Source organism: Bradyrhizobium sp. 44 (assembly GCF_023073095.1).
Lineage (GTDB): Bacteria > Pseudomonadota > Alphaproteobacteria > Rhizobiales > Xanthobacteraceae > Bradyrhizobium.
On sequence record NZ_JADPIY010000016.1, the window covers coordinates 553,703 to 573,797 of the forward strand.

General features: G+C 63.9%; 18 protein-coding genes. 14 read left to right on the top strand and 4 right to left on the bottom strand.

What is annotated here, in order from left to right:
- Together IVB41_RS19110 and IVB41_RS19115 are read right to left on the bottom strand one after the other, a co-directional pair.
- Entirely contained in the window at nucleotides 1-1,830 is a 1,830-nt protein-coding gene (locus tag IVB41_RS19110; RefSeq protein WP_247408246.1) for an IlvD/Edd family dehydratase, read from the bottom strand.
- A gap of 122 nt (nucleotides 1,831-1,952) precedes the next feature.
- On the bottom strand, nucleotides 1,953-3,053 hold the full coding sequence (locus tag IVB41_RS19115) for a LacI family DNA-binding transcriptional regulator (protein ID WP_247433871.1): 1,101 nt from the start codon (nucleotides 3,051-3,053) through the stop codon (nucleotides 1,953-1,955).
- A 202-nt stretch (nucleotides 3,054-3,255) separates the two neighbouring features.
- On the opposite strand from IVB41_RS19115, the gene IVB41_RS19120 reads away from it, so the two are divergent.
- The 14 genes from IVB41_RS19120 (at nucleotide 3,256) to IVB41_RS19185 (ending at nucleotide 16,136) form a co-directional block, all read left to right on the top strand.
- Nucleotides 3,256-4,317: an ABC transporter ATP-binding protein gene (locus IVB41_RS19120; protein WP_007592328.1), complete on the top strand. Its 1,062-nt coding sequence runs from the start codon at nucleotides 3,256-3,258 to the stop codon at nucleotides 4,315-4,317.
- A 78-nt stretch (nucleotides 4,318-4,395) separates the two neighbouring features.
- Nucleotides 4,396-5,709, top strand: coding sequence for an ABC transporter substrate-binding protein (locus tag IVB41_RS19125; protein ID WP_027517383.1), 1,314 nt, complete (start codon nucleotides 4,396-4,398; stop codon nucleotides 5,707-5,709).
- Between the two features lie 66 nt (nucleotides 5,710-5,775).
- Nucleotides 5,776-6,723, top strand: coding sequence for a carbohydrate ABC transporter permease (locus IVB41_RS19130; protein WP_247286573.1), 948 nt, complete (start codon nucleotides 5,776-5,778; stop codon nucleotides 6,721-6,723).
- A gap of 2 nt (nucleotides 6,724-6,725) precedes the next feature.
- The gene (locus IVB41_RS19135; RefSeq protein WP_007592322.1) at nucleotides 6,726-7,601 is read left to right on the top strand and encodes a carbohydrate ABC transporter permease; all 876 of its coding nucleotides are present in this window, start codon (nucleotides 6,726-6,728) and stop codon (nucleotides 7,599-7,601) included.
- Nucleotides 7,602-7,677: 76 nt separating this feature from the next.
- Nucleotides 7,678-8,664 (top strand): D-erythronate dehydrogenase, encoded by a 987-nt coding sequence (gene denD, locus IVB41_RS19140; RefSeq protein ID WP_247433875.1) that lies wholly within the window; start codon nucleotides 7,678-7,680, stop codon nucleotides 8,662-8,664.
- A gap of 23 nt (nucleotides 8,665-8,687) precedes the next feature.
- Nucleotides 8,688-9,668, top strand: a complete 981-nt coding sequence (locus IVB41_RS19145) for a sugar kinase (RefSeq protein WP_247433879.1) — start codon at nucleotides 8,688-8,690, stop codon at nucleotides 9,666-9,668.
- 13 nt (nucleotides 9,669-9,681) lie between these two features.
- Nucleotides 9,682-10,332 (top strand): bifunctional 4-hydroxy-2-oxoglutarate aldolase/2-dehydro-3-deoxy-phosphogluconate aldolase, encoded by a 651-nt coding sequence (eda, locus tag IVB41_RS19150; protein WP_204510940.1) that lies wholly within the window; start codon nucleotides 9,682-9,684, stop codon nucleotides 10,330-10,332.
- 59 nt (nucleotides 10,333-10,391) lie between these two features.
- Entirely contained in the window at nucleotides 10,392-11,561 is a 1,170-nt protein-coding gene (locus tag IVB41_RS19155) for an acetyl-CoA acetyltransferase (RefSeq protein ID WP_027569542.1), read from the top strand.
- Between the two features lie 128 nt (nucleotides 11,562-11,689).
- A complete protein-coding gene (locus IVB41_RS19160; protein WP_027517389.1) occupies nucleotides 11,690-11,896 on the top strand; it encodes a hypothetical protein in 207 nt (68 codons plus the stop codon).
- Between the two features lie 121 nt (nucleotides 11,897-12,017).
- Nucleotides 12,018-13,241: a CaiB/BaiF CoA-transferase family protein gene (locus IVB41_RS19165; RefSeq protein ID WP_027569543.1), complete on the top strand. Its 1,224-nt coding sequence runs from the start codon at nucleotides 12,018-12,020 to the stop codon at nucleotides 13,239-13,241.
- A complete protein-coding gene (locus IVB41_RS19170; protein ID WP_247433882.1) occupies nucleotides 13,238-14,374 on the top strand; it encodes a thiolase family protein in 1,137 nt (378 codons plus the stop codon). Before IVB41_RS19165 ends, IVB41_RS19170 begins: the two co-directional genes overlap by 4 nt.
- The gene (locus tag IVB41_RS19175; protein ID WP_247286567.1) at nucleotides 14,371-14,730 is read left to right on the top strand and encodes a Zn-ribbon domain-containing OB-fold protein; all 360 of its coding nucleotides are present in this window, start codon (nucleotides 14,371-14,373) and stop codon (nucleotides 14,728-14,730) included. The genes IVB41_RS19170 and IVB41_RS19175 overlap by 4 nt, the downstream gene beginning before the upstream one ends.
- A 549-nt stretch (nucleotides 14,731-15,279) precedes the next feature.
- Nucleotides 15,280-15,807: a carboxymuconolactone decarboxylase family protein gene (locus IVB41_RS19180; protein WP_247433888.1), complete on the top strand. Its 528-nt coding sequence runs from the start codon at nucleotides 15,280-15,282 to the stop codon at nucleotides 15,805-15,807.
- A 26-nt stretch (nucleotides 15,808-15,833) separates the two neighbouring features.
- Nucleotides 15,834-16,136, top strand: a complete 303-nt coding sequence (locus tag IVB41_RS19185; protein ID WP_247286562.1) for a nucleoside triphosphate pyrophosphohydrolase family protein — start codon at nucleotides 15,834-15,836, stop codon at nucleotides 16,134-16,136.
- Between the two features lie 5 nt (nucleotides 16,137-16,141).
- Here the strand turns inward: IVB41_RS19185 and glsA are convergent, their stop codons facing one another.
- Together glsA and IVB41_RS19195 are read right to left on the bottom strand one after the other, a co-directional pair.
- Nucleotides 16,142-17,989: a glutaminase A gene (gene glsA, locus IVB41_RS19190; RefSeq protein WP_247433891.1), complete on the bottom strand. Its 1,848-nt coding sequence runs from the start codon at nucleotides 17,987-17,989 to the stop codon at nucleotides 16,142-16,144.
- A gap of 22 nt (nucleotides 17,990-18,011) precedes the next feature.
- A complete protein-coding gene (locus tag IVB41_RS19195; RefSeq protein WP_247433894.1) occupies nucleotides 18,012-20,087 on the bottom strand; it encodes a TRAP transporter permease in 2,076 nt (691 codons plus the stop codon).
- Nucleotides 20,088-20,095 lie beyond the last annotated feature (8 nt).

Sequence of the window (20,095 nt, forward strand, 5' to 3'; positions counted from 1 at the left end):
TCAGTGATTATCCCGCGCCACGCCAAATGTGCCGGCGACGTTCTGGTAGCGCGTGGCGAGCTCCATGCAGGCACCGGTCGACTGCTGTCCAACGGTGTTGCGATAAAGCTCCTGCCACGGCGTCTGGTTCGGCGGATGCTTGAAGCCGCCATTGGCCGTCAGCTCGGCGTGGCGCTTCTTCACCTCGTCGTCGGAGATGAGAATGTTGGCGCTGCCCTTGTTCAGATCGACGCGCACCTTGTCGCCGTTTCTGAGGATCGCGAGCCCGCCATTGGCGGCGGCTTCCGGCGAAGCATTGAGGATCGAAGGCGAGCCCGAGGTGCCCGACTGGCGGCCGTCGCCAATGCAGGGCAGGGACATGATGCCGCGTTTGATCAGCGCCGCAGGCGGCTGCATGTTCACGACCTCGGCGCCGCCGGGATAGCCGATCGGGCCGGTGCCGCGGATGAACAGCACGCAACGCTCGTCGATCTCGAGCGAGGGATCGTCGATCCGCTCGTGATAGTCCTCGGGACCCTCAAACACGACGGCGCGGCCTTCGAAAGCGTTGAGGTCCTTGGGGTTGCTGAGATAGCGGTCGCGAAACTCCTTGGAGATCACGCTGGTCTTCATGATCGCGGAATCGAACAGATTGCCGCGCAGCACCAGGAAGCCGGCGTCCTTCACCAGCGGCTTGTCGTAAGACCAGATCACGTCGTTGTCGGGCTTTGGCGCATTGGCGCAGTTCTCGCCGATGCCACGGCCGTTCACCGTGACCGCGTCCTCGTGGATGCGCTTGTGCTTCATCAGCTCGCGCACCACGGCCGGCACGCCGCCGGCGCGGTGGAATTCCTCGCCGAGATAGAAGCCGGCCGGCTGCATGTTGACCAGCAGCGGCACGTCATGGCCGACCTTCTGCCAGTCGTCGATCGAGAGCTCGACGCCGATGTGGCGCGCCAGCGCGTTGATGTGGATCGGCGCGTTGGTCGAGCCGCCGATCGCCGAATTTATCACGATGCAGTTCTCGAACGCCTTGCGGGTCAGGATGTCCGAAGGCTTGAGGTCTTCCCAGACCATCTCGACGGCGCGCTTGCCCGTCTCATAGGCGATCTGGCCGCGCTCGCGATAGGGAGCGGGGATCGCCGCACAGCCCGGCAGCGAGAAACCGAGCGCTTCCGCAAGCCCGTTCATGGTCGAGGCGGTGCCCATGGTGTTGCAATGGCCGACCGAGGGGGCCGATGACGCCACGATCTCCATGAACTCTTCATAGTCGATCTCGCCGGCGGCAAGCCGCTCGCGCGACTTCCAGACGATGGTGCCGGAGCCGGTGCGCTCGCCATTATGCCAGCCGTTCAGCATCGGCCCGCCCGACAGCACGATCGCGGGCAGGTTGACGGTCGCCGCCGCCATCATGCAGGCCGGCGTGGTCTTGTCGCAGCCGGTGGTCAGCACCACGCCGTCGAGGGGGTAGCCATAGAGGATCTCGACCAGGCCGAGATAAGCCAGGTTGCGGTCGAGCGCCGCGGTCGGGCGCTTGCCGGTCTCCTGGATCGGATGGGTCGGGAATTCCATCGCAATGCCGCCGGCCTCGCGGATGCCTTCGCGGACGCGATGGGCAAGCTCGATGTGGTGGCGGTTGCAGGGGGAGAGGTCGTTGCCGGTCTGGGCGATGCCGATGATCGGCTTGCCGGACTGAAGCTCGGCGCGGGTGAGACCGTAGTTCAAATAGCGCTCCAGATAGAGAGCGGTCATGCCTGGATTATGCGGATTGTTGAACCATTCCTGAGAGCGAAGGTGGCGGCGAGCGCCGTTGCCGGCGGGGGCATGCCCATTGGTTGGTTTTTTTGTCATTGGTTTCTCCTGCAATGCAAACGCACCGGCGTCCGTTTTATGATATCGGCTTGTGCGATGCCCAACGGCGCGAGCGACGATTTGCCTGCCCGCTGGCGGGTCGTTTCCTCACAAATCCGATACTAATCATGGCCGCTTGGTAACGCTACCATTTTGTTCGCAGCGCCCGCGCCCGAGACGGCTGGCCGGTTGTCCGAACGCCGCGCCGACGAGCTTTGCCGCTCGATCACCTTGAAGCCGAGATCGAGCACCGGATGCTCGGGGCGACGTCCGTCAATCGCGTCGATCAGCATGCTGGCGGCCGTGTTGCCCATCTCGTAGCGGTTGGTGCGCACGCTCGTGAGAGTCGGGACGGCGGAGGCCATGAATTCGAGATCGTTGAAGCCGACGATCGCGATCTGTTCTGGGATCGCGATCTCGCGGCGCCTGCATTCGAACAGCACACCCAGCGCGAGGTCGTCATTGGCGCAGAACACCGCGTCCATGCCGGGCTCCCGCGCCAGGAGATCGGTGAACAGGGCGCCTCCGAGCGTTACCGAGGTCGGAGTCGCCGTCGTGACGACGAGGCGTTGCTCGAACAGTCCGGCGTCCTTCATGGCCGAGACATATCCGTCGAGCCGCCGCTGCACCCGCGGATCCATCCGCGCGCCGACGAAGCCGATCTTGCGGTGACCTTGCGCGAACAGATGCGCAACCGCCGCACGGGCTGCGTCATAGTGCGAAAAGCCGATCATCATGTCGACCGGATTGGGTCCGATCTCCATGATTTGCACGATCGGGCAGTCGGCGGCATCGAGCATCGCGCGCGATTCCGTGGTCTGGTCGATGCCGGTGACGATCAGCCCGGCCGGCTTCTGCGCAAGAAACAGGCGCAGCAGCTTCTCCTCCTGGAGAATACTGTAGCGTGTGTTGGACAGCTGGATCGAGTAACGGCTGTTTTCGGAGGCGTCGTAGATGCCGCGCAACACGTCGGAGAACACATTATTGGTTAGTGACGGAATCAAGACACCGATCACCTCGGTGCGCTGCGAGGCCAACGCGCGTGCCGCCAGGTTCGGCACATAGCCGAGCTCTCTGGCCGCGCTCTCGACCCGGGTCCGCTTGGCGACCGACAGCGCCTCGGGATTGCGGAAGAAGCGGGACGCCGTGATCGGGCTTACGCCGGCAAGCTCGGCGACTTCCGCCAGCCGGATTTTGCCTGACTTGGTGCGGTTTCGACCCATTTGCTGCTCTTAACACACTCACTGTCGCAAACAAAGGAACGTTGACAGCGCTACCAGCACAGACTAACCAAAGACAAATTGCCAAAACCGCACAAACTGCCGACAATGGCGCCCGCTAAGGTTGGGCTTCGTTCGGTGAAGTCTGAAAAAACAAGACGGTCGCGGCGCGAGATGCGTCGTGGACTTTCGAGGAGGGAGCTAGATGTCGTCTGTGCAAATCCGCGACGTGCGGAAATCGTTCGGCAATTTTGAAGTCCTGCACGGCGTTTCGATTCCGATCGAGGACGGCCAGTTCGTCGTCCTGGTTGGTCCCTCCGGCTGCGGCAAGTCGACGCTTCTGCGCATGCTCGCCGGTCTCGAGAACATCACCTCAGGCACGATTTCGATCGGCGACCGCGTCGTCAACAATGTCCAGCCCAAGGAGCGGGACATTGCGATGGTGTTCCAGAACTACGCGCTCTATCCGCATATGACGGTCGGCGAGAACATGGGCTTCTCGATGAAGCTGCGGGGCGAGAGCACCGAAGAGATCAACAAACGCGTCAAGCGCGCCGCCGAGATCCTTGCGCTGTCGCCGCTGCTCGAACGCTATCCCCGCCAGCTCTCCGGCGGGCAGCGCCAGCGCGTCGCCATGGGCCGCGCCATCGTGCGCGATCCGCAGGTGTTCCTGTTCGACGAGCCCTTGTCGAACCTCGACGCCAAGCTGCGCGTCGCGATGCGCACCGAGATCAAGGAGCTGCACCAGCGGCTGAAAACCACGACGGTCTACGTCACCCACGATCAGATCGAGGCCATGACCATGGCCGACAAGATCGTCGTTATGCATGACGGCATCGTCGAGCAGATGGGTACGCCGCTCGAGCTCTACGACAAGCCCGAGAACCAGTTCGTCGCCGGCTTTATCGGCTCGCCGTCCATGAACTTCCTGAAAGGTCATGTGCGCGTTAACGGCGTTGCGACCTTCGAGGGGCCGAATGGCGTCAAGCTGCCGCTCAGGAACGCGCCGGCGGCATCCGACGGGCGTCCTGTCGTTTACGGCGTGCGTCCCGAGCATTTCACCATCGCTGACGACGGTGCCGATGCCGAGATCGTGGTGGTCGAACCGACCGGCTCGGAAACGCAGGTGTTTGCGAAGCTCGGCGGTGAGCAGGTCGTCGCGGTCTTCCGCGAACGTCACCAGTTCAATCCGGGTGACAAGGTCAAGCTGAAGCCCGATCCCTCCGTGATTCATCTGTTCGACGAGGCGACGGGCAAACGCGTGTAGCGACGCCAAAGAACTGCCCAAGCAGAACTGCCCAATACAAGACGACCCAATACAAATATAAAATTTAGGGAGAGAACGATGAGCGATTTCGACAGGCGAAGTGTGCTTAAAGTCGGTCTGGGCGGCGCGGCCCTGCTGGCCGGCCCGGGTATCGTCCCGGTGCGCGCGGCGGAGTGGACCAACACGCCCGAGCCGAACGCCTCCATCCGCGTGCTGCGCTGGAAGCAGTTCATTCAGGCCGAGTTCGACAAATTTGCCGAGCAGACCAAGGCGTTCTCCGAGAAGACCGGCGTCAAGATCAAGCTCGAGGCCGAGAGCTGGGAGGACATCCGTCCCAAAGCCGCGGTCGCCGCCAATGTCGGCGCCGGTCCTGACCTGATCATCGGGACGCTCGATGATCCCCACAAATTCCCGGAAAAGCTGATCGACATGACTGACGTCGCCGACTATCTCGGCGCGCAGTATGGTGGCTGGTACCCGGTTGCCGAGCGCTACGGCAAGAAGGGCAACAGCTGGATCGCCATTCCGCAGGGCGCGACCGGCGGCTGCCTGAACTACCGCGTCAGCCACGTGAAGGCCGCCGGCTTCGATGAATTCCCCAAGGACACTGCCGGCTTCCTCAAGCTCTGCCAAGCGCTGAAGAAGAACAACACGCCGGCCGGCTTCGCGCTCGGCCACGCCACGGGCGACGCCAACGGCTGGTGCCAGTGGGCGCTGTGGGCCTTCGGCGGCAAGGTCGTCAACGACAAGAACGAGGTCGTGATCGACTCGCCGGAGACGATCGCCGCGCTCGAATACGTCAAGCAGCTCTACGAGACCTTCATCCCCGGCGTGCTGTCGTGGAATGACTCGAACAACAACAAGGCGTTCCTCAACGGCGAGCTCAGCCTGACGCTGAACGGCATCTCGATCTGGACCGTCGGAAAGAACTCGACCGATCCGAAGCAGCAGGAAATCGCCAAGGACATGAACCACGCGCCGATGCCGATCGGTCCCGTGGGCGTGTCGACCGAGCAGCAGAACGTGCTCGTCTATTACGGTTACAAGCACTCGAAGTATCCGAAGGCCGTCAAGGAATACATCAAGTTCATGATGGACAAGGCGAACTACGACGCCTGGGAGGTCTCCTCCAACGGCTACGTGTCGCCGCCGCTTCCGGCCTACAACGACAACCCGGTGTGGACGTCGGATCCGAAGATCACGCCGTATCGCGACTGCCTGAAGCGCTGCCGCGACAACGGCTATGCCGGCGATCTCGGCTATGCCTCGGCCGCCGTGATGGGCGACTTCGTCGTCGTCGACATGTTCGCGGAGGCCGCGTCAGGCTCCGTGACGCCGAAGGCGGCAGCCGCACGCGCAGCCGAGCGCGCCAAGCGCTACTACCAGGTCTGATCAGATCCAATCTACGCGGCGTCCGGTTCGCCGGACGCCGCGACTTTTCGTCGAGGGGAATCCGACATGGCAGTTATGGCCGAGCCCGTTGCCGCGCAGGTCAAGCGCAGCAGCTTGTGGACCAGAGCATTCGAGAGCCGGAATTTCCTCGGCGCGATGTTCATGGTGCCGGCGATCGCCATCCTCATCCTGTTTCTGGCTTACCCGCTGGCGCTGGGCTTCTGGCTCGGCATGACCGACACCAAGATCGGTGGCGCCGGGCGCTACATCGGCTTCCAGAATTTCGTCTCGCTGGCGAAGGACTCGGTGTTCTGGCTTTCGGTGTTCAACACCATCTTCTACACGGTCGCCGCCAGCGCGGTGAAATTCGCCATCGGCCTCTATTTGGCGCTGCTGCTCAACGAACGGCTGCCGATGAAGTCGATGGTCCGCGCCATCGTCCTGTTGCCCTTCGTCGTGCCGACGGTGCTCTCTGCGATCGCGTTCTGGTGGATCTATGACAGCCAGTTCTCGATCATCTCCTGGGTGTTGATGAAGGCCGGCCTGATAACACGCTATATCGACTTCCTCGGCGATCCCTGGAATGCGCGCTGGTCGGTCGTCGCCGCCAATATCTGGCGCGGCGTGCCCTTCGTGGCGATCACGCTGCTGGCGGGATTACAGACCATCTCGCCCTCGCTCTATGAGGCCGCCAATCTCGACGGCGCCACCAATCTACAGCGCTTCCGCCACATCACGCTGCCGATGCTGTCGCCGATTATCGCGGTCGTGATGACGTTCTCGGTGCTGATGACCTTCACCGACTTCCAGCTCATCTACACCATCACGCGGGGTGGGCCGATCAACTCCACCCATCTGATGGCGACGCTGTCGTTCCAGCGTGCCATCACCGGGGGCAATCTGGGCGAGGGCGCGGCGATCTCGAACGCGATGATTCCATTCCTGGTTGCGGCGATCCTGCTCAGCTTCTTTGGGCTTCAGCGTTCCCGCTGGCAGCAGGGCGGGAGGGACTGACCATGACCACGGCAGACGACCAAAGCGTCGGAATGGACTACCTCGAGAGCTTCCCGCGGAAGTTTTTTCGGGTCTACCTTCCGCTCGGCCTGATCATCTTCTTCCTGCTGTTCCCGTTCTACTGGATGGCGGTCGCGACGTTCAAGCCGGACGCGGAAATGTACGACTACGAGAAGTACAATCCGTTCTGGATCGTGCATCCGACGCTGGAGCACATCAAGAAGCTCTTCTTCGACACCGACTATCCGCTCTGGATGTGGAACACCGTGATCGTTTCGGTATCCTCGACCTTCATCTCGCTGTTCGCCAGCGTCTGCGCCGCCTATGCGATCGAGCGCTTGCGCTACAAGGGCTCGCGCTATGTCGGCCTTGCGATCTTCCTCGGCTATCTAGTGCCGCCCTCGATCCTGTTCATTCCGCTGGCGGCGATTGTATTTCAGCTCGGCCTGTTCGACGGCAATCTGGCGCTGATCCTGACCTATCCGACCTTCCTGATCCCGTTCTGCACCTGGCTGCTGATGGGCTATTTCCGCACCATCCCCTATGAGCTGGAGGAGTGTGCGCTGATCGACGGGGCGACGAGGTTGCAGATTCTGATGAAGATCACGCTGCCGCTTTCGCTGCCGGGCGTGATCTCGGCGGGCATCTTCGCCTTCACGCTATCCTGGAACGAGTTCATCTACGCGCTGACCTTCATCTCCTCGTCCGAGAACAAGACGATCCCCGTCGGCGCGATCACCGAGCTCGTCAATGGCGACGTCTACCATTGGGGTGCGCTGATGGCGGCGGCTCTGACCGGCTCGGTTCCCGTAGTTATCCTTTATTCCTTCTTCGTGGAGTATTATGTGTCGGCGATGACCGGCGCCGTGAAGGAATGATCGCGGGGCCTGCCTCGAGAGCGTGCCAGGACGAATCGCCAAGGGCGCGTTCCGGCCAATAAAAAGGAGTAGGCTCTTGCACATCCTGGTTCTCGGCGCCGCCGGCATGGTCGGCCGCAAATTGTGCGAACGGTTGTTGCGCGACGGCCGGCTTGGCAAGAGCGACATCACCAAGCTGACCATGCATGACGTGGTCGAGCCGAAGACGCCGGAAAAGGCCGGTTTTGCCGTCGAGACCGTGTCGAGCGATTTTGCCGTCCCGGGTGCGGCCGAAAAGCTGATCGCCGGCCGTCCGGACGTGATCTTTCATCTCGCCGCGATCGTCTCGGGCGAAGCCGAGCTCGACTTCGACAAGGGCTACCGCATCAATCTCGACGGCACGCGGATGCTGCTCGATGCCGTCAGGGTCGCAGGGGGCGGCTACAAGCCGCGCGTGGTCTTCACGTCCTCGATTGCGGTGTTCGGCGCGCCGTTCCCCGATGCGATCGGCGACGAGTTCTTCCACACGCCGCTTCTGAGCTACGGTACGCAGAAGGCGATCGGCGAATTGCTGCTGGCCGACTATTCCCGCCGCGGCTTCCTCGATGGCATCGGCATCCGCCTGCCGACCATCTGCATTCGGCCCGGCCTGCCCAACAAGGCGGCATCGGGCTTCTTCTCCAACATCCTGCGGGAGCCGCTGGCCGGCAAGGAAGCGGTCCTTCCGGTGTCCGAGGACGTCCGCCATTGGCATGCCACGCCGCGCTCCGCCGTCGGCTTCCTGCTGCATGCGGGCACCATGGACCTCGCCGCGGTGGGGCCGCGCCGCAATTTGACCATGCCGGGCCTGTCGGCGACGGTTGGCGAGCAGATCGCTGCGCTGAAACGCGTCGCCGGCGACAAGGTCGCCGCCCGCATCAAGCGGGAGCCCGATCCCTTCATCGTCGGCATCGTCGGCGGCTGGCCGCGCAACTTCAATGCAAAGCGGTCGCTCGAGCTCGGCTTCACCACCGCCGAAAAGACTTTCGACGACATCATCCGCATTCACATCGAAGACGAGCTCAGCGGCAATTTCGTCGCCTGATCTCTGACTGAGCGGGTAAAGTGATGGCGAGCGTTGCTTGCATCGGCGAATGCATGGTCGAGCTCCGGCAGGCCCAGGGTGGACAATCCGCCGGACATTCCAGCGGGCAGGGCGGGGGCCTCTACTCGCGTGGATTCGGCGGCGACACTCTCAACACGGCCGTGTACCTCGCGCGGCTCGAGGTCAAGGTCGACTATCTCACCGCGCTTGGCGACGATGCCCTGAGCGATGAGATGATCGCAGCCTGGACTGCGGAGGGCGTCGGCACGAGGCGCGTCGCGCGGCTGCCCGGCAAGCTGCCCGGCCTCTACATGATCCAGCTGGACGCGAAGGGCGAGCGCCAGTTCTTCCACTGGCGCGACAGTGCGGCGGCGCGCCAGCTGATGAATCTGCCGGAGACGGACGATCTCCTCAACTCCCTGATGAGCTACGACATCGTCTATCTCTCTGCGATCACGCTCTCGATCTACGACGCGGCCGGGCGCGAGCGCCTCTTCGCGGCGATCAAGCGCGCGCGCCTGCTCGGCACCCGCTTCGTGTTCGACACCAATTTCCGCGCGCGGGGATGGCCGGATCGCGACGTCGCGCGCGAGGTGTTTTCAGCCGCCTTCGCGGCTGCCGACATCGTGCTGACCTCGACCGAGGATCTGCTCGCTCTCTATCCCGGCGAAAGCCACGAGCAGTTGATGGCGCGCATCCCGACCCCCGAGCTGGTGTTCCGGCTCGCCGAGCCCGTCAGCCTGCTGCGCTTTCCCGGGGGCCCCTACGAGGTCCGCGCCGAGCCCATGACCAAACCCGTGGTCGATACCACCGCGGCCGGCGACAGCTTTGCGGCGGCCTATATCGCGGCGCGGCTCGCCGGTTCCGACCCGGTCGAGGCCGCCCAGGCCGGGCACCGCCTCGCCAGCCTCGTGATCTGCTATTCCGGCGCCATCATTCCGGGTTATGCCATGCCGCCGAAGAAACGGCACCGGCCGGCGACGACGCGTCAAGCGACCAAGTGAAACGAAAGCCAAGATGACCACGACTGCCCAGCAGAACCACCTCGCCGCGCTGTTCAAGGCCGCGACCGTCATTCCCGTCCTCACCATCGAGCGTATCCAGGATGCTGTGCCGCTGGCGCGTGCGCTGGTGGCCGGCGGCGTCCGTACGCTGGAGGTGACCATGCGTACCCCTGTTGCGATCGAGGCTGCGAGGGCGATGATGGCCGAGGTGCCCGAGGCGGTGGTCGGCATCGGCACGATTCTCAATCCGGCTGACTTTACGCGTGTCGAGAAGCTCGGCGTCGCCTTCGGCATCAGCCCGGGCTTGACCCCGGACCTGTTGAAGGCCGCCACCCATAGCTCCTTGCCGTTTGCGCCGGGTATCGCCACGGCGTCCGAACTGATGATGGCGCTGTCCTACGGCTTCGACATTGCAAAATTTTTCCCGGCCGAGCAGGCCGGCGGCATCAAGGGGCTGCGTTCGCTGGGTGGGCCGTTCCCGAACGTGCGGTTCTGCCCGACCGGGGGGGTCGGCGAGGCCAATGCGGCGACCTGGCTCGCGGAGCCCAATGTGGTCGCGGTCGGCGGTTCCTGGCTGTGCCCGACGGCGGAGATCAGGGCCGGGAACTGGGCCGGCATAACTGCCATCTGCCAGCGCACCCTCCAGGCCCTTAAACCCGCGTGAAGTCTTGCCATCCCTGGGCTAAGACTTAGGTCAGCAAGAGACCGCCAGGGAGAAAGACCATGACCGCCAGCATCGTCGGATGGGCGCATACGCCGTTCGGCAAGTTCGACACCGAGACCGTGGAAAGCCTTGTGGTGAAGGTCGCCAATGAGGCGCTGGCGGATGCCGGCATTTCCGCCGGCGATGTCGACGAGATCGTGCTCGGCCATTTCAACGCCGGCTTCTCGCCCCAGGATTTTACCGCCTCGCTGGTGCTCCAGGCCGACCCGAAGCTGCGCTTCAAGCCGGCGACCCGGGTCGAGAACGCCTGCGCCACCGGCTCCGCCGCCGTCCATCAGGGCGTGCGCGCGATCGCGGCCGGCGCGGCCAGGATTGTCCTCGTCGTCGGGGTCGAACAGATGACGCGCACGCCGGGGCCGGAGATCGGCAAGAACCTGCTCAAGGCGTCCTATCTGCCTGAGGACGGCGACACCGTCGGCGGCTTCGCCGGCGTGTTCGGCAAGATCGCCAGCTCCTATTTCCAGAAATACGGCGACCAGTCCGATGCACTGGCGCTGATCGCGGCCAAGAACCACAAGAACGGCGTCGCCAATCCCTTCGCCCAGATGCGCAAGGACTTTGGCTTTGAGTTCTGCCGCGCCGAGAGCGAGAAGAACCCCTACGTTGCCGGCCCCCTGAAGCGCACCGACTGCTCGCTGGTCTCAGACGGTGCCGCTGCCCTGGTGCTGGCCGACGCGGAAACCGCCAAGGGCATGAGCAAGTCGATCGGCTTCCGCGCCACCGCGCACGCCCAGGATTTCCTGCCGATGTCCAAGCGCGACATCCTCCAGTTCGAGGGCTGCACGGTCGCCTGGCAGCGCGCGCTGGAGAAGGCGGGCGTTACACTGTCCGATCTTTCCTTCGTCGAGACCCATGACTGCTTCACCGTCGCCGAGCTGATCGAGTACGAAGCGATGGGCCTGACGCCGAGGGGGCAGGGCGCCCGTGCCATCAAGGAAGGCTGGACGCTCAAGGACGGCAAGCTGCCGGTCAATCCGTCCGGCGGCCTGAAGGCCAAGGGCCATCCGATCGGCGCCACCGGCGTCTCCATGCACGTGATGACCGCGATGCAGCTCGCCGGGCAAGCGCCGGAGGGCATGCAGCTCAAGAATGCAAAGCTCGGCGGCATCTTCAACATGGGTGGTGCGGCGGTCGCCAACTACGTCTCCGTGCTGGAGCCGTTGAAGTAAGCCCCGATCTCGTAGGGTGCGCAAAGGCGCGCAAGCGCCGTGCCCACCATCTTGTTTGCGCTAGATCATGGTGGGCACGCTTCGCTTTGCCCACCCTACGGCACTGATTGATTCGCGGGACATGCATCATGAGCAATGACTACGAAGATTCGCTGTCGATGGACGCACTCAACGATCGCATCGCGATTCTCGAGGACAATATCCGCCAGCTCATCGAGCAGGCCGCGGCCGCCTCGGGTGAGCAGAACGAGTCGCGGATCGCGGACCGCATCAACCAGCAGAATGAGGAGCTCGACCGTCTCCTCAAGATTCGCGAATCCCGTCAGAAGAAATAGCGGCCCTTCGCCGCCGGCGCATGCGGCCATACGCCGGCCACCCTTGCGCACGCGACGCCGCTGCCGTTAGCTGGACCGAAATCGCAGGGCTCATCTGAGCCCGCGCAATCGGGAGCGAACGATGGGACCGCTGAAGGGCATCAAGGTCGTCGACATGACCACCGTGCTGATGGGTCCCTATGCGACCCAGATGCTCGGCGACTACGGCGCAGACGTCATCAAGGTGGAATCTCTGGACGGCGACGTCACCCGCCTGATCGGTCCGATGCGGCACGCCGGCATGGGCCCGGTGTTCCTCAACACCAACCGCAGCAAGCGCTCGATCTGCCTCGACCTGAAGAAGCCCGCCGGCCGCGGGGCCGTGCTGCGCTTGCTGAAAGATGCCGACGTTCTCGTCTACAACGTCCGCCCGCAGGCAATGGCGCGGCTTCAACTGGGCTATGACGTTGTTGCCAAGATCAATCCGCGTTTGGTCTATGCCGGCGTGTTCGGCTTCGGCCAGGACGGGCCGTATGCTGCAAAACCCGCCTATGACGATCTGATCCAGGGCGCCACCGCGCTGCCGGCTCTGATGGCGCAGACCGGTGACGGCGTGCCGCGCTATGTGCCGAACGCACTGGTCGATCGCATTGTCGGCCTTACCGCCGTCGGCGCGATCTGCGCCAGCCTCGTGCACCGCGACCGCACCGGACGCGGTCAGCGCGTCGACATCCCGATGTTCGAGACCATGGCCGGCTTCGTCATGGGCGACCACATGGGCGGGCTCACCTACGAGCCCCCGCTGGACAAAGGCGGTTACGCCCGCCATCTCTCGCGCGACCGCCGGCCCTACAAGACGTCGGACGGCTATCTCAGCGTCATCGTCTACAACGACAAGCAGTGGGAAAACTTCTTCAAGGCGACGGGACGCGACGATCTGCGGGCCGACGCGATGTTCGCGACATTCGCCGGCCGCGCCGCCAATATCGACGTGGTCTATGCCGAGCTCGCGCGCATCTTCGAGACGCGTTCCACAACGGAATGGATCGACCTGCTCACCAAGGCCGACGTGCCTGTGATGCCGATGCACGACCTCGCCTCGATGCTGCACGATGAGCATCTGGAGGCGACCGGCTTTTTCCCGGTGGTGAACCATCCAACTGAAGGGCCGATCCGGAGTATGAGGGTGACGGCGACCTGGTCGGAGACCGAAGCCGAACCGGTGCGGCTCGCGCCGCAGCTGAACGAGCACGGCGCGGAAATTCTCCGTGAGGTCGGCTACTCCGCGGACGAGATCGACGCCATGGTCCGCGATGGCGTCACCCGTTCGCCGCCCCGGAATGACGATGCACAGGTGCGCTCATGAGCTTCATCACCGGCGTCGGCCTCACGCCTTTCGGCAAGCACGAAGGCTCGTCCTCGCTCGACCTGATGAGCAATGCCGCGCAGGCCGCGCTCGACGACGCCGGGCTCGAGCGCGCCGACATCGACGGCATCCTCTGTGGCTACTCCACCGTCTCGCCGCACATCATGCTGGCGACCGTCTTTGCCGAGCATTTCGGCATCCGTCCCAGTTACGCCCACGCCGTCCAGGTCGGGGGCGCGACCGGCCTCGCGATGACCATGCTGGCGCATCACCTCGTCGAGGCTGCAGTCGCCCGCAACGTGCTCGTGGTCGCCGGTGAGAACCGTCTCACCGGGCAGAGCCGCGATGCCTCGATCCAGGCGTTGGCGCAGGTCGGTCATCCCGACTACGAGGTGCCGCTCGGCCCGACCATTCCCGCCTACTACGGTCTGGTCGCCAACAGATACATGCACGAATACGGCGTGACGGAAGAAGATCTCGCCGAATTCGCCGTGCTGATGCGCGCCCACGCCTGCACCCATCCCGGTGCGCAATTCCGCGATTCCATCACTGTTGGCGACGTCATGGCCTCGAAGCCGGTGGCGATGCCGCTGAAGCTGCTCGATTGCTGCCCGGTGTCCGACGGCGGCGCCGCCTTCGTCATCAGCCGCGAGCGGACCGGAGAGGCCGGCGTGCGCATTCGCGGCTGTGCCCAGGCTCATACCCATCAGCACGTCACTGCAGCGCCCGCCCTAAGCGAACTCGGCGCCGAGATCTCCGTCGCCCGCGCCAGGGAGGCCACCGGCCTCGCGATTTCCCACGTGCGCTACGCGGCGATCTACGACAGCTTTACGATCACGCTCGCGATGCTGCTGGAAGATCTTGGCCTTGCTGGCCGGGGCGAGGCAGCCGCACGCGTGCGCGCCGGCCATTTCAGCCGCGACGGCGCGATGCCGCTGAACACCCATGGCGGCCTGCTCAGCTACGGTCATTGCGGCGTCGGCGGCGCCATGGCGCATCTGGTCGAGGCCCATCTGCAGATGACGGGGCGAGCGGCGAATCGTCAGGTGCGCGACGCCTCGATCGCGCTGCTGCACGGCGACGGCGGCGTGCTGTCGTCTCACGTCAGCATGTTCCTGGAGCGGGTGCGATGAGCGAGCGTCTAGCCGACTGGACCAAGGGCGAACAGGCCGTCATTTATCAGACCTGCACCGCATGCGGCCATGTGCAGTATTTTCGTCGCGCCTTCTGCGCGGCCTGCGGCGCGTCCGATTCGCGCGAGCAGCGCGCCAGCGGCAAGGGCAGGGTCTACGCGACGTCGCTGGTCTGCCGCGCCGCCACGCCCGAGACGCGCGCGCACGTGCCTTACAACATCCTGCTGGTCGATTGCGCCGAGGGTTTTCGCATGATGGCGCATGGTGAGAATGATCTCGCCATCGGCGATGAGGTCAGCGCGAGCTTCAAACGGTTCGCCGGCAAGCTGGTGCCGTTCTTCGCCAAAGACGGATAGTGAAATTGGATGTAGCCCTGATTGCGCTGCGCTCCATCTGGGCTACTGCAGCAACGCAAGCGGTGGGATCCGTCATTCGGGGGCGGTCCTGAGAGACCGAGCCTGGAACGGGAATTCTGGGCCTGGCCTGTGCGAGGGCCACCCCGGAATGACGAAAGCACTCACCCGACTCTTAGCTAGCGCCCGTAGAACAGGATGCTGGCGATGACGAGCATCGCCATCACCGCCAGCATATGCGCGAACGCTTCCGAGGCCGCCCCCTTGGTGGCTTCCTTCATGCCGTTTTCTCCCTAGACTTGGGCGTGACTCATCGATGCGCGGTTAGCGCCCAACGGCCAATTGTTTTTACTCGGAACACCCCTTGCGAGTATCCGCCGCGATCAAGTCCCCACGCGGCGAATATCGACTGTACCAAGGTCGTTCAGCAATGCGGCGGCATTTTGACTCGATGTTGTTGCTCCTGCGGACGCGCAAGAATACAGTTTCGTGGAACTTTCGCCGCTAACGACAAAAAGCATCAAAGGCTTAGGGAAAAACTTCAGGAAAATCATGGCCCGTATCAACTACAGCGACCCATCCCAAGCATCCGACCGCACCCGCGAAATCCTCGACAAGAATCGTAATGCCAACATCTTCCGCATGATGTCGCATTCGCCGAGCTACTTTGAGCAATACTGCCGCCTCGGCGGTGCCATCCGCCACAAGGGCGAACTCGATCCGATCGTGCGCGAGCTCGCGATCACTCGCACTGGCATCCTGTGCGAGGCGCCGTATGAGATCGTCGCGCACAAGCGCATCGGCAAGAATGTCGGCGTCACCGACGAGCAGAATGAGGCGCTCGAGAACTGGCAGACCGCGAGCTGTTTCGACGAGACGCAACGCGCCGCGCTCGCGTTCACCGACGAGATCGTGAAGCTGAACAAGCCGACGGATGCGACCTTCAAGGCGATCGCGGCGAAGTTGACGCCAGCCGCGCTCGTCGAGCTGCAGCTCTCGGTCGGATTCTACATCATGACGTCAAAGTTTCTGGAGACCTTTGAGATCGACCTTCAGCCGGTCACCGAAGTGGTAGGCTGATCGAGCAACTGCTGTGAGGGACCCTCATGACGATCGATGAATATGCCGCCTGGGCTGCAACGATTGCGAAAGTCGATGAGCGTCCGTCCAACGAACGGCTGTCCTATCTAGGGCTCGGCCTCGCCGGCGAATCCGGCGAAGTCGCCGACCACATCAAGAAGCTGCTCCGCGATGACTGGCTCGACCAGGCGGGCCTCGTCGAAGAGCTGGGTGATGTCATCTATTACTGGGCATGCCTGTGCGTGGCGACCGGCCAGCGGCCATCCGAGCTGCTCAAGACCAGTGCCGCCAAGATCAAGCGGCGGATCAGCGAGGCGGCGAGCCGCTAGGCCGCTCAGGTCGACGTCAGGATATCCACCCTGGCGTTGGCGACGATCAGGCGGTCGGCGAGAAGCTGCGCAAGGTTGCGCATGATGCGTTCGCTGGCGTGCGGGTGCTGCTTGCGGAAGCGTTCGAACGCTTTCAGGGGCGCCTCGAACGCGGTCGCCGCCATATCCGCGAACACGTCGGCGGAGCGAGTGGTCTCGATCAGCGCCATCTCGCCGAACGCCATGCCGGCGGTGAGTGTTGCGAGCCGTACTCCGTCGGGCAGGGTGACATGCACCGCGCCGCTGCGCAGGAAGAAAAGGGAATCGGCTGCGGCGCCCGTGGTGAGGATTTTCGCGCCAGACTGATAGGTCCGGATCGTGCAGATCGAGGCGAGGTCGGTCAGCTCTTCCTCGCTCATGCCGGCCAGCAGCGGCTGCTCGGCAAGCTCGGTGGTCTCGTGGAAATCGATCGAGCCTCCGTACCGATAGATGATCTGGTCTTCGGCCCATTCGATCGCGGTGTCGAGCAAATAGAAGTCGCGGACGTTCTTGAGCTCGGCGGTCCATTCCCGCAGGCTGTCCCATTCCTTGGAGGCACGCCTGACGCCTGACAGCACGACGGTCACATTCAGCACCGCGAGTTCCTCGAACGCTTCGGCCACCAACCGCGCTCCGGCGCGTGTGGTGGAGGTGACGCGGTGGAGATCGAAGATCACGAATTGCGGCCGCGGCCGCCCCGCAAGCCGGCGCGAGACATAGTCGACCGCCGACAGCGACAGCGTGCCGACCAGCTCGATGATCCGCACCTCCTCCTCGTGGGCTGCGAGAATATCGCGCTCCTGCGGGCGCCGCACGCGCCGCGACGGACTCTTGCCGATGTCGTAATCGGCGATGACGGCGTTGCGCGCGTCGTCGCTGCGGTTGAGCATGTGCAAATCGTAGTGCGAGGACAGCGCCTCGCACACCTTGATGCCGCGCACGCTGTTGCCGTGCTTGTCGAGCCTTGGCGAATAGCTGCCGAGCCCGAGGCGAGCGGGGAGGGCGGCGAGAATTCCGCCGCCGACGCCACTCTTGGCGGGGATGCCGATCCGGTAGATCCATTCGCCGGCGTAGTCGTACATGCCCGACGACGTCATCACCGAGAGCGTGCGCGAGATCGCGTAAGGCGTCAGCACCTGCTCGCCGGTAACCGGGTTGACGCCGCGATTGGCGAGCGTTGCCGCCATCACCGCGATGTCGCGCGCGGTGACCAGTACCGCGCATTGCCGGAAATAGACGTCGAGCACGGCGGCGACATCGTCCGAGATCACCGCATTGGTCTTGAGGAGATAGCCGATGGCGCGATTGCGGTCGCCGGTCTGGCTTTCGGAAGCGTAGACGGCCTCGTCGACGGCGAGGTCGCGGCCGGCAAAACGACCGAGCGCGAGGCGAATGTGCTCGAAAGCGTCCGGACCCTTGCTGTCGTGGATCAACCCGGTGCAGGCGATCGCGCCGGCATTGACCATCGGGTTGAACGGATGGTTCTCGGAGTTGAGCCGGATCGAGTTGAAAGGATCGCCGGAGGGCTCGACGCCGATCGAGCTCTCGACCCTGTTTGCGCCGAGCAGGTCCAGCGCCAGTGCGAACACGAACGGCTTTGACATCGACTGGATGGTGAAGGGTACCCTAGAGTCGCCGACCTCGTAGACATGACCGTCCAGGGTCGCGAGGCTGATGCCGAAACAGGCAGGATCGGCCTTGCCGAGTTCGGGAATGTAGTCGGCGACGGCGCCCGAGGTCTCCGCCGAGAATTCGTTGAGGCAATTGTCCAGAAACCGCAGCAAAGGCGGCTTCGAGCGGGTCCAGGCGGTGTCGAGTGGCGAAAGCGGTTTCATCGCCTCTCTTTGTGCAACGCAATCAGGGCACGCGCAACCCGTCCGGCACCATGGTCTGCCGCCGGACCAGCAGCAGGGCGAGCAAAACCGTGGGGACGAGGATGGCGAGGCCGAGCAGCGTCACCTGCATTTGCGATAGCGGCATGATGCCGCCGCCGGGGGTGGCCACCACGAACCCGCCGATCACCAGCAGCACGCGGATCGGCCATTCCAGGGCACCGGCGCCGCGGAGATCGCCGACGAAGGGCTGGTAGCCCTGGATGCCGCCGCAGATGAACAGCGTCCCGAACGCCGCAAGCGCCATCAAGCCGAGGCCGGCCAAATAAGGGCTCGGCCCCTGCAGCACCAGCGCGGGATTGAGCACGAAGAAGAACGGGATGAAATAGATGATGCTGCCGACCCACATCGATTCCCAGCCCGTCTTCATCGCGGGCGAGCCGGCAATACCTGCCGCTGCGAACGAGGCGATCGCCACCGGCGGGGTGATCGACGACAGCATGCCCCAGTAGAAGATGAACATGTGCACGGCCATCTTGTTCAGCCCGAGCTTCTCTAGCGCCGGTGCGACCAGGATGGCGAGGAAGATGTAGCAGGCCGTCGTGGTCAACCCGAGGCCGAGGATCAGGCTGGTGAGGGCGCACATGCCGAGCAGCAGGAACGGATTGTCACCGGCAATGCGCAGCAGATCGTTGGCGAGGCTCGACACCACGCCGGTCATCGAGAAGGCGCCGATCAGTAGGCCGCAGCCCGCGAGGATGCCGACAAGCTCGACGAAGGTGCGCCCGTTGACCTCGAGGAATTTGCCGATGGTCGCCACAGTCCAGCGCGTGTCCTTCGAGAACAGCTGGTTGAGGACCAGAAGCAGGGCGGTGGCGTAGAATGGCGCATGGCTCTCGCGCTTGAAGTAGAGCAGCATGACGATCAGCAGCGCGATCACGAAGACGTAGTACCAGCCGTCCCGGATCGTATCCATGACCCGCGGCAGCTCCGCGCGCGGAATGCCCTTCAGCCCGTGTCGTGCGGCGTAGGAATCGACCTGCATGAACAGGCCGATGTAATACAGCGCGGCCGGAATGATGGCCGCGATCGCGACATCGGCGTAGCTGACATTGAGGAATTGTGCGATCACGAAGGCGGTTGCACCCATCACCGGCGGAGCCAGCACCGCGCCGGTCGAGGCACAGGCCTCGATCGCGCCGGCATAAGATGCGCGAAAGCCGCTCTTCTTCATCACCGGAATGGTCATGGTGCCGGCGGTGAGCACGTTGGAGATGATCGAGCCCGACATCATGCCGAGCAGGCCGCTGGCGAAGATGCAGACCTTCGCCGCGCCGCCGCGGAACGTGCCACACAGCGCGAAGGCGAGATTGATGAAGAACTTTCCGGCGCCGGTCATCATCAGTGCGGTGCCGAATACCAGGAAGCCGATCACGGTGTCGGCAAACGCCTGGATTGGAATGCCGAGCAGGCTTTCGCCCGACAGCACGTGATAGGCGGTCGCTTGCTCCAGCGTCGACTGCGTGCCGCGGAACGGCCCGAGCCAGCTGGATTCCGCGAACAGCGGATAGACGGTGAAGGGGAGCACGCTCAGAAGCAGGCTCCAGCCGCCGGTCCGGCGCAGCGCCTCCATGAGCATCACCCACATCACGAGACCCGCGGCGATCACGTTGTTCGGCGCGCCGCCGAATTCCCAGCCGGCCTCCGCGGCCTTGCGCACGTTCGACATCAACACAAGCGCTGCGGCAAAAGTCACGACGAAGCAGAGGAGATCATACCAGGGAATGCGGTCGAGCGGCGCGCGTGCGGTCCCCGGGAAGATCAGGAACGTGAACGGCAGCATCAGGGCGATCAGGAGATAGAAGTACTCCGTGTTGAGCTGGGTGTAGCCGACGAAGAAGCGCAGCGAGAATTGCTGGTTGATGCAGAGCAGGACGGTCGCGGCGGTCGCGACGACGAGCATCCAGCGCCACGCGCCGGGCAAGCTTCGGACGCGCGTGACCTCCGCTTCCTGCATGTTGCCGGCGGCGCCATGCGGATCGTCGAACACGATCCGCTTGGCCTCGTCCTGCGCGGCGGTGGAGACTGAAGCAGACGACATGATCGACC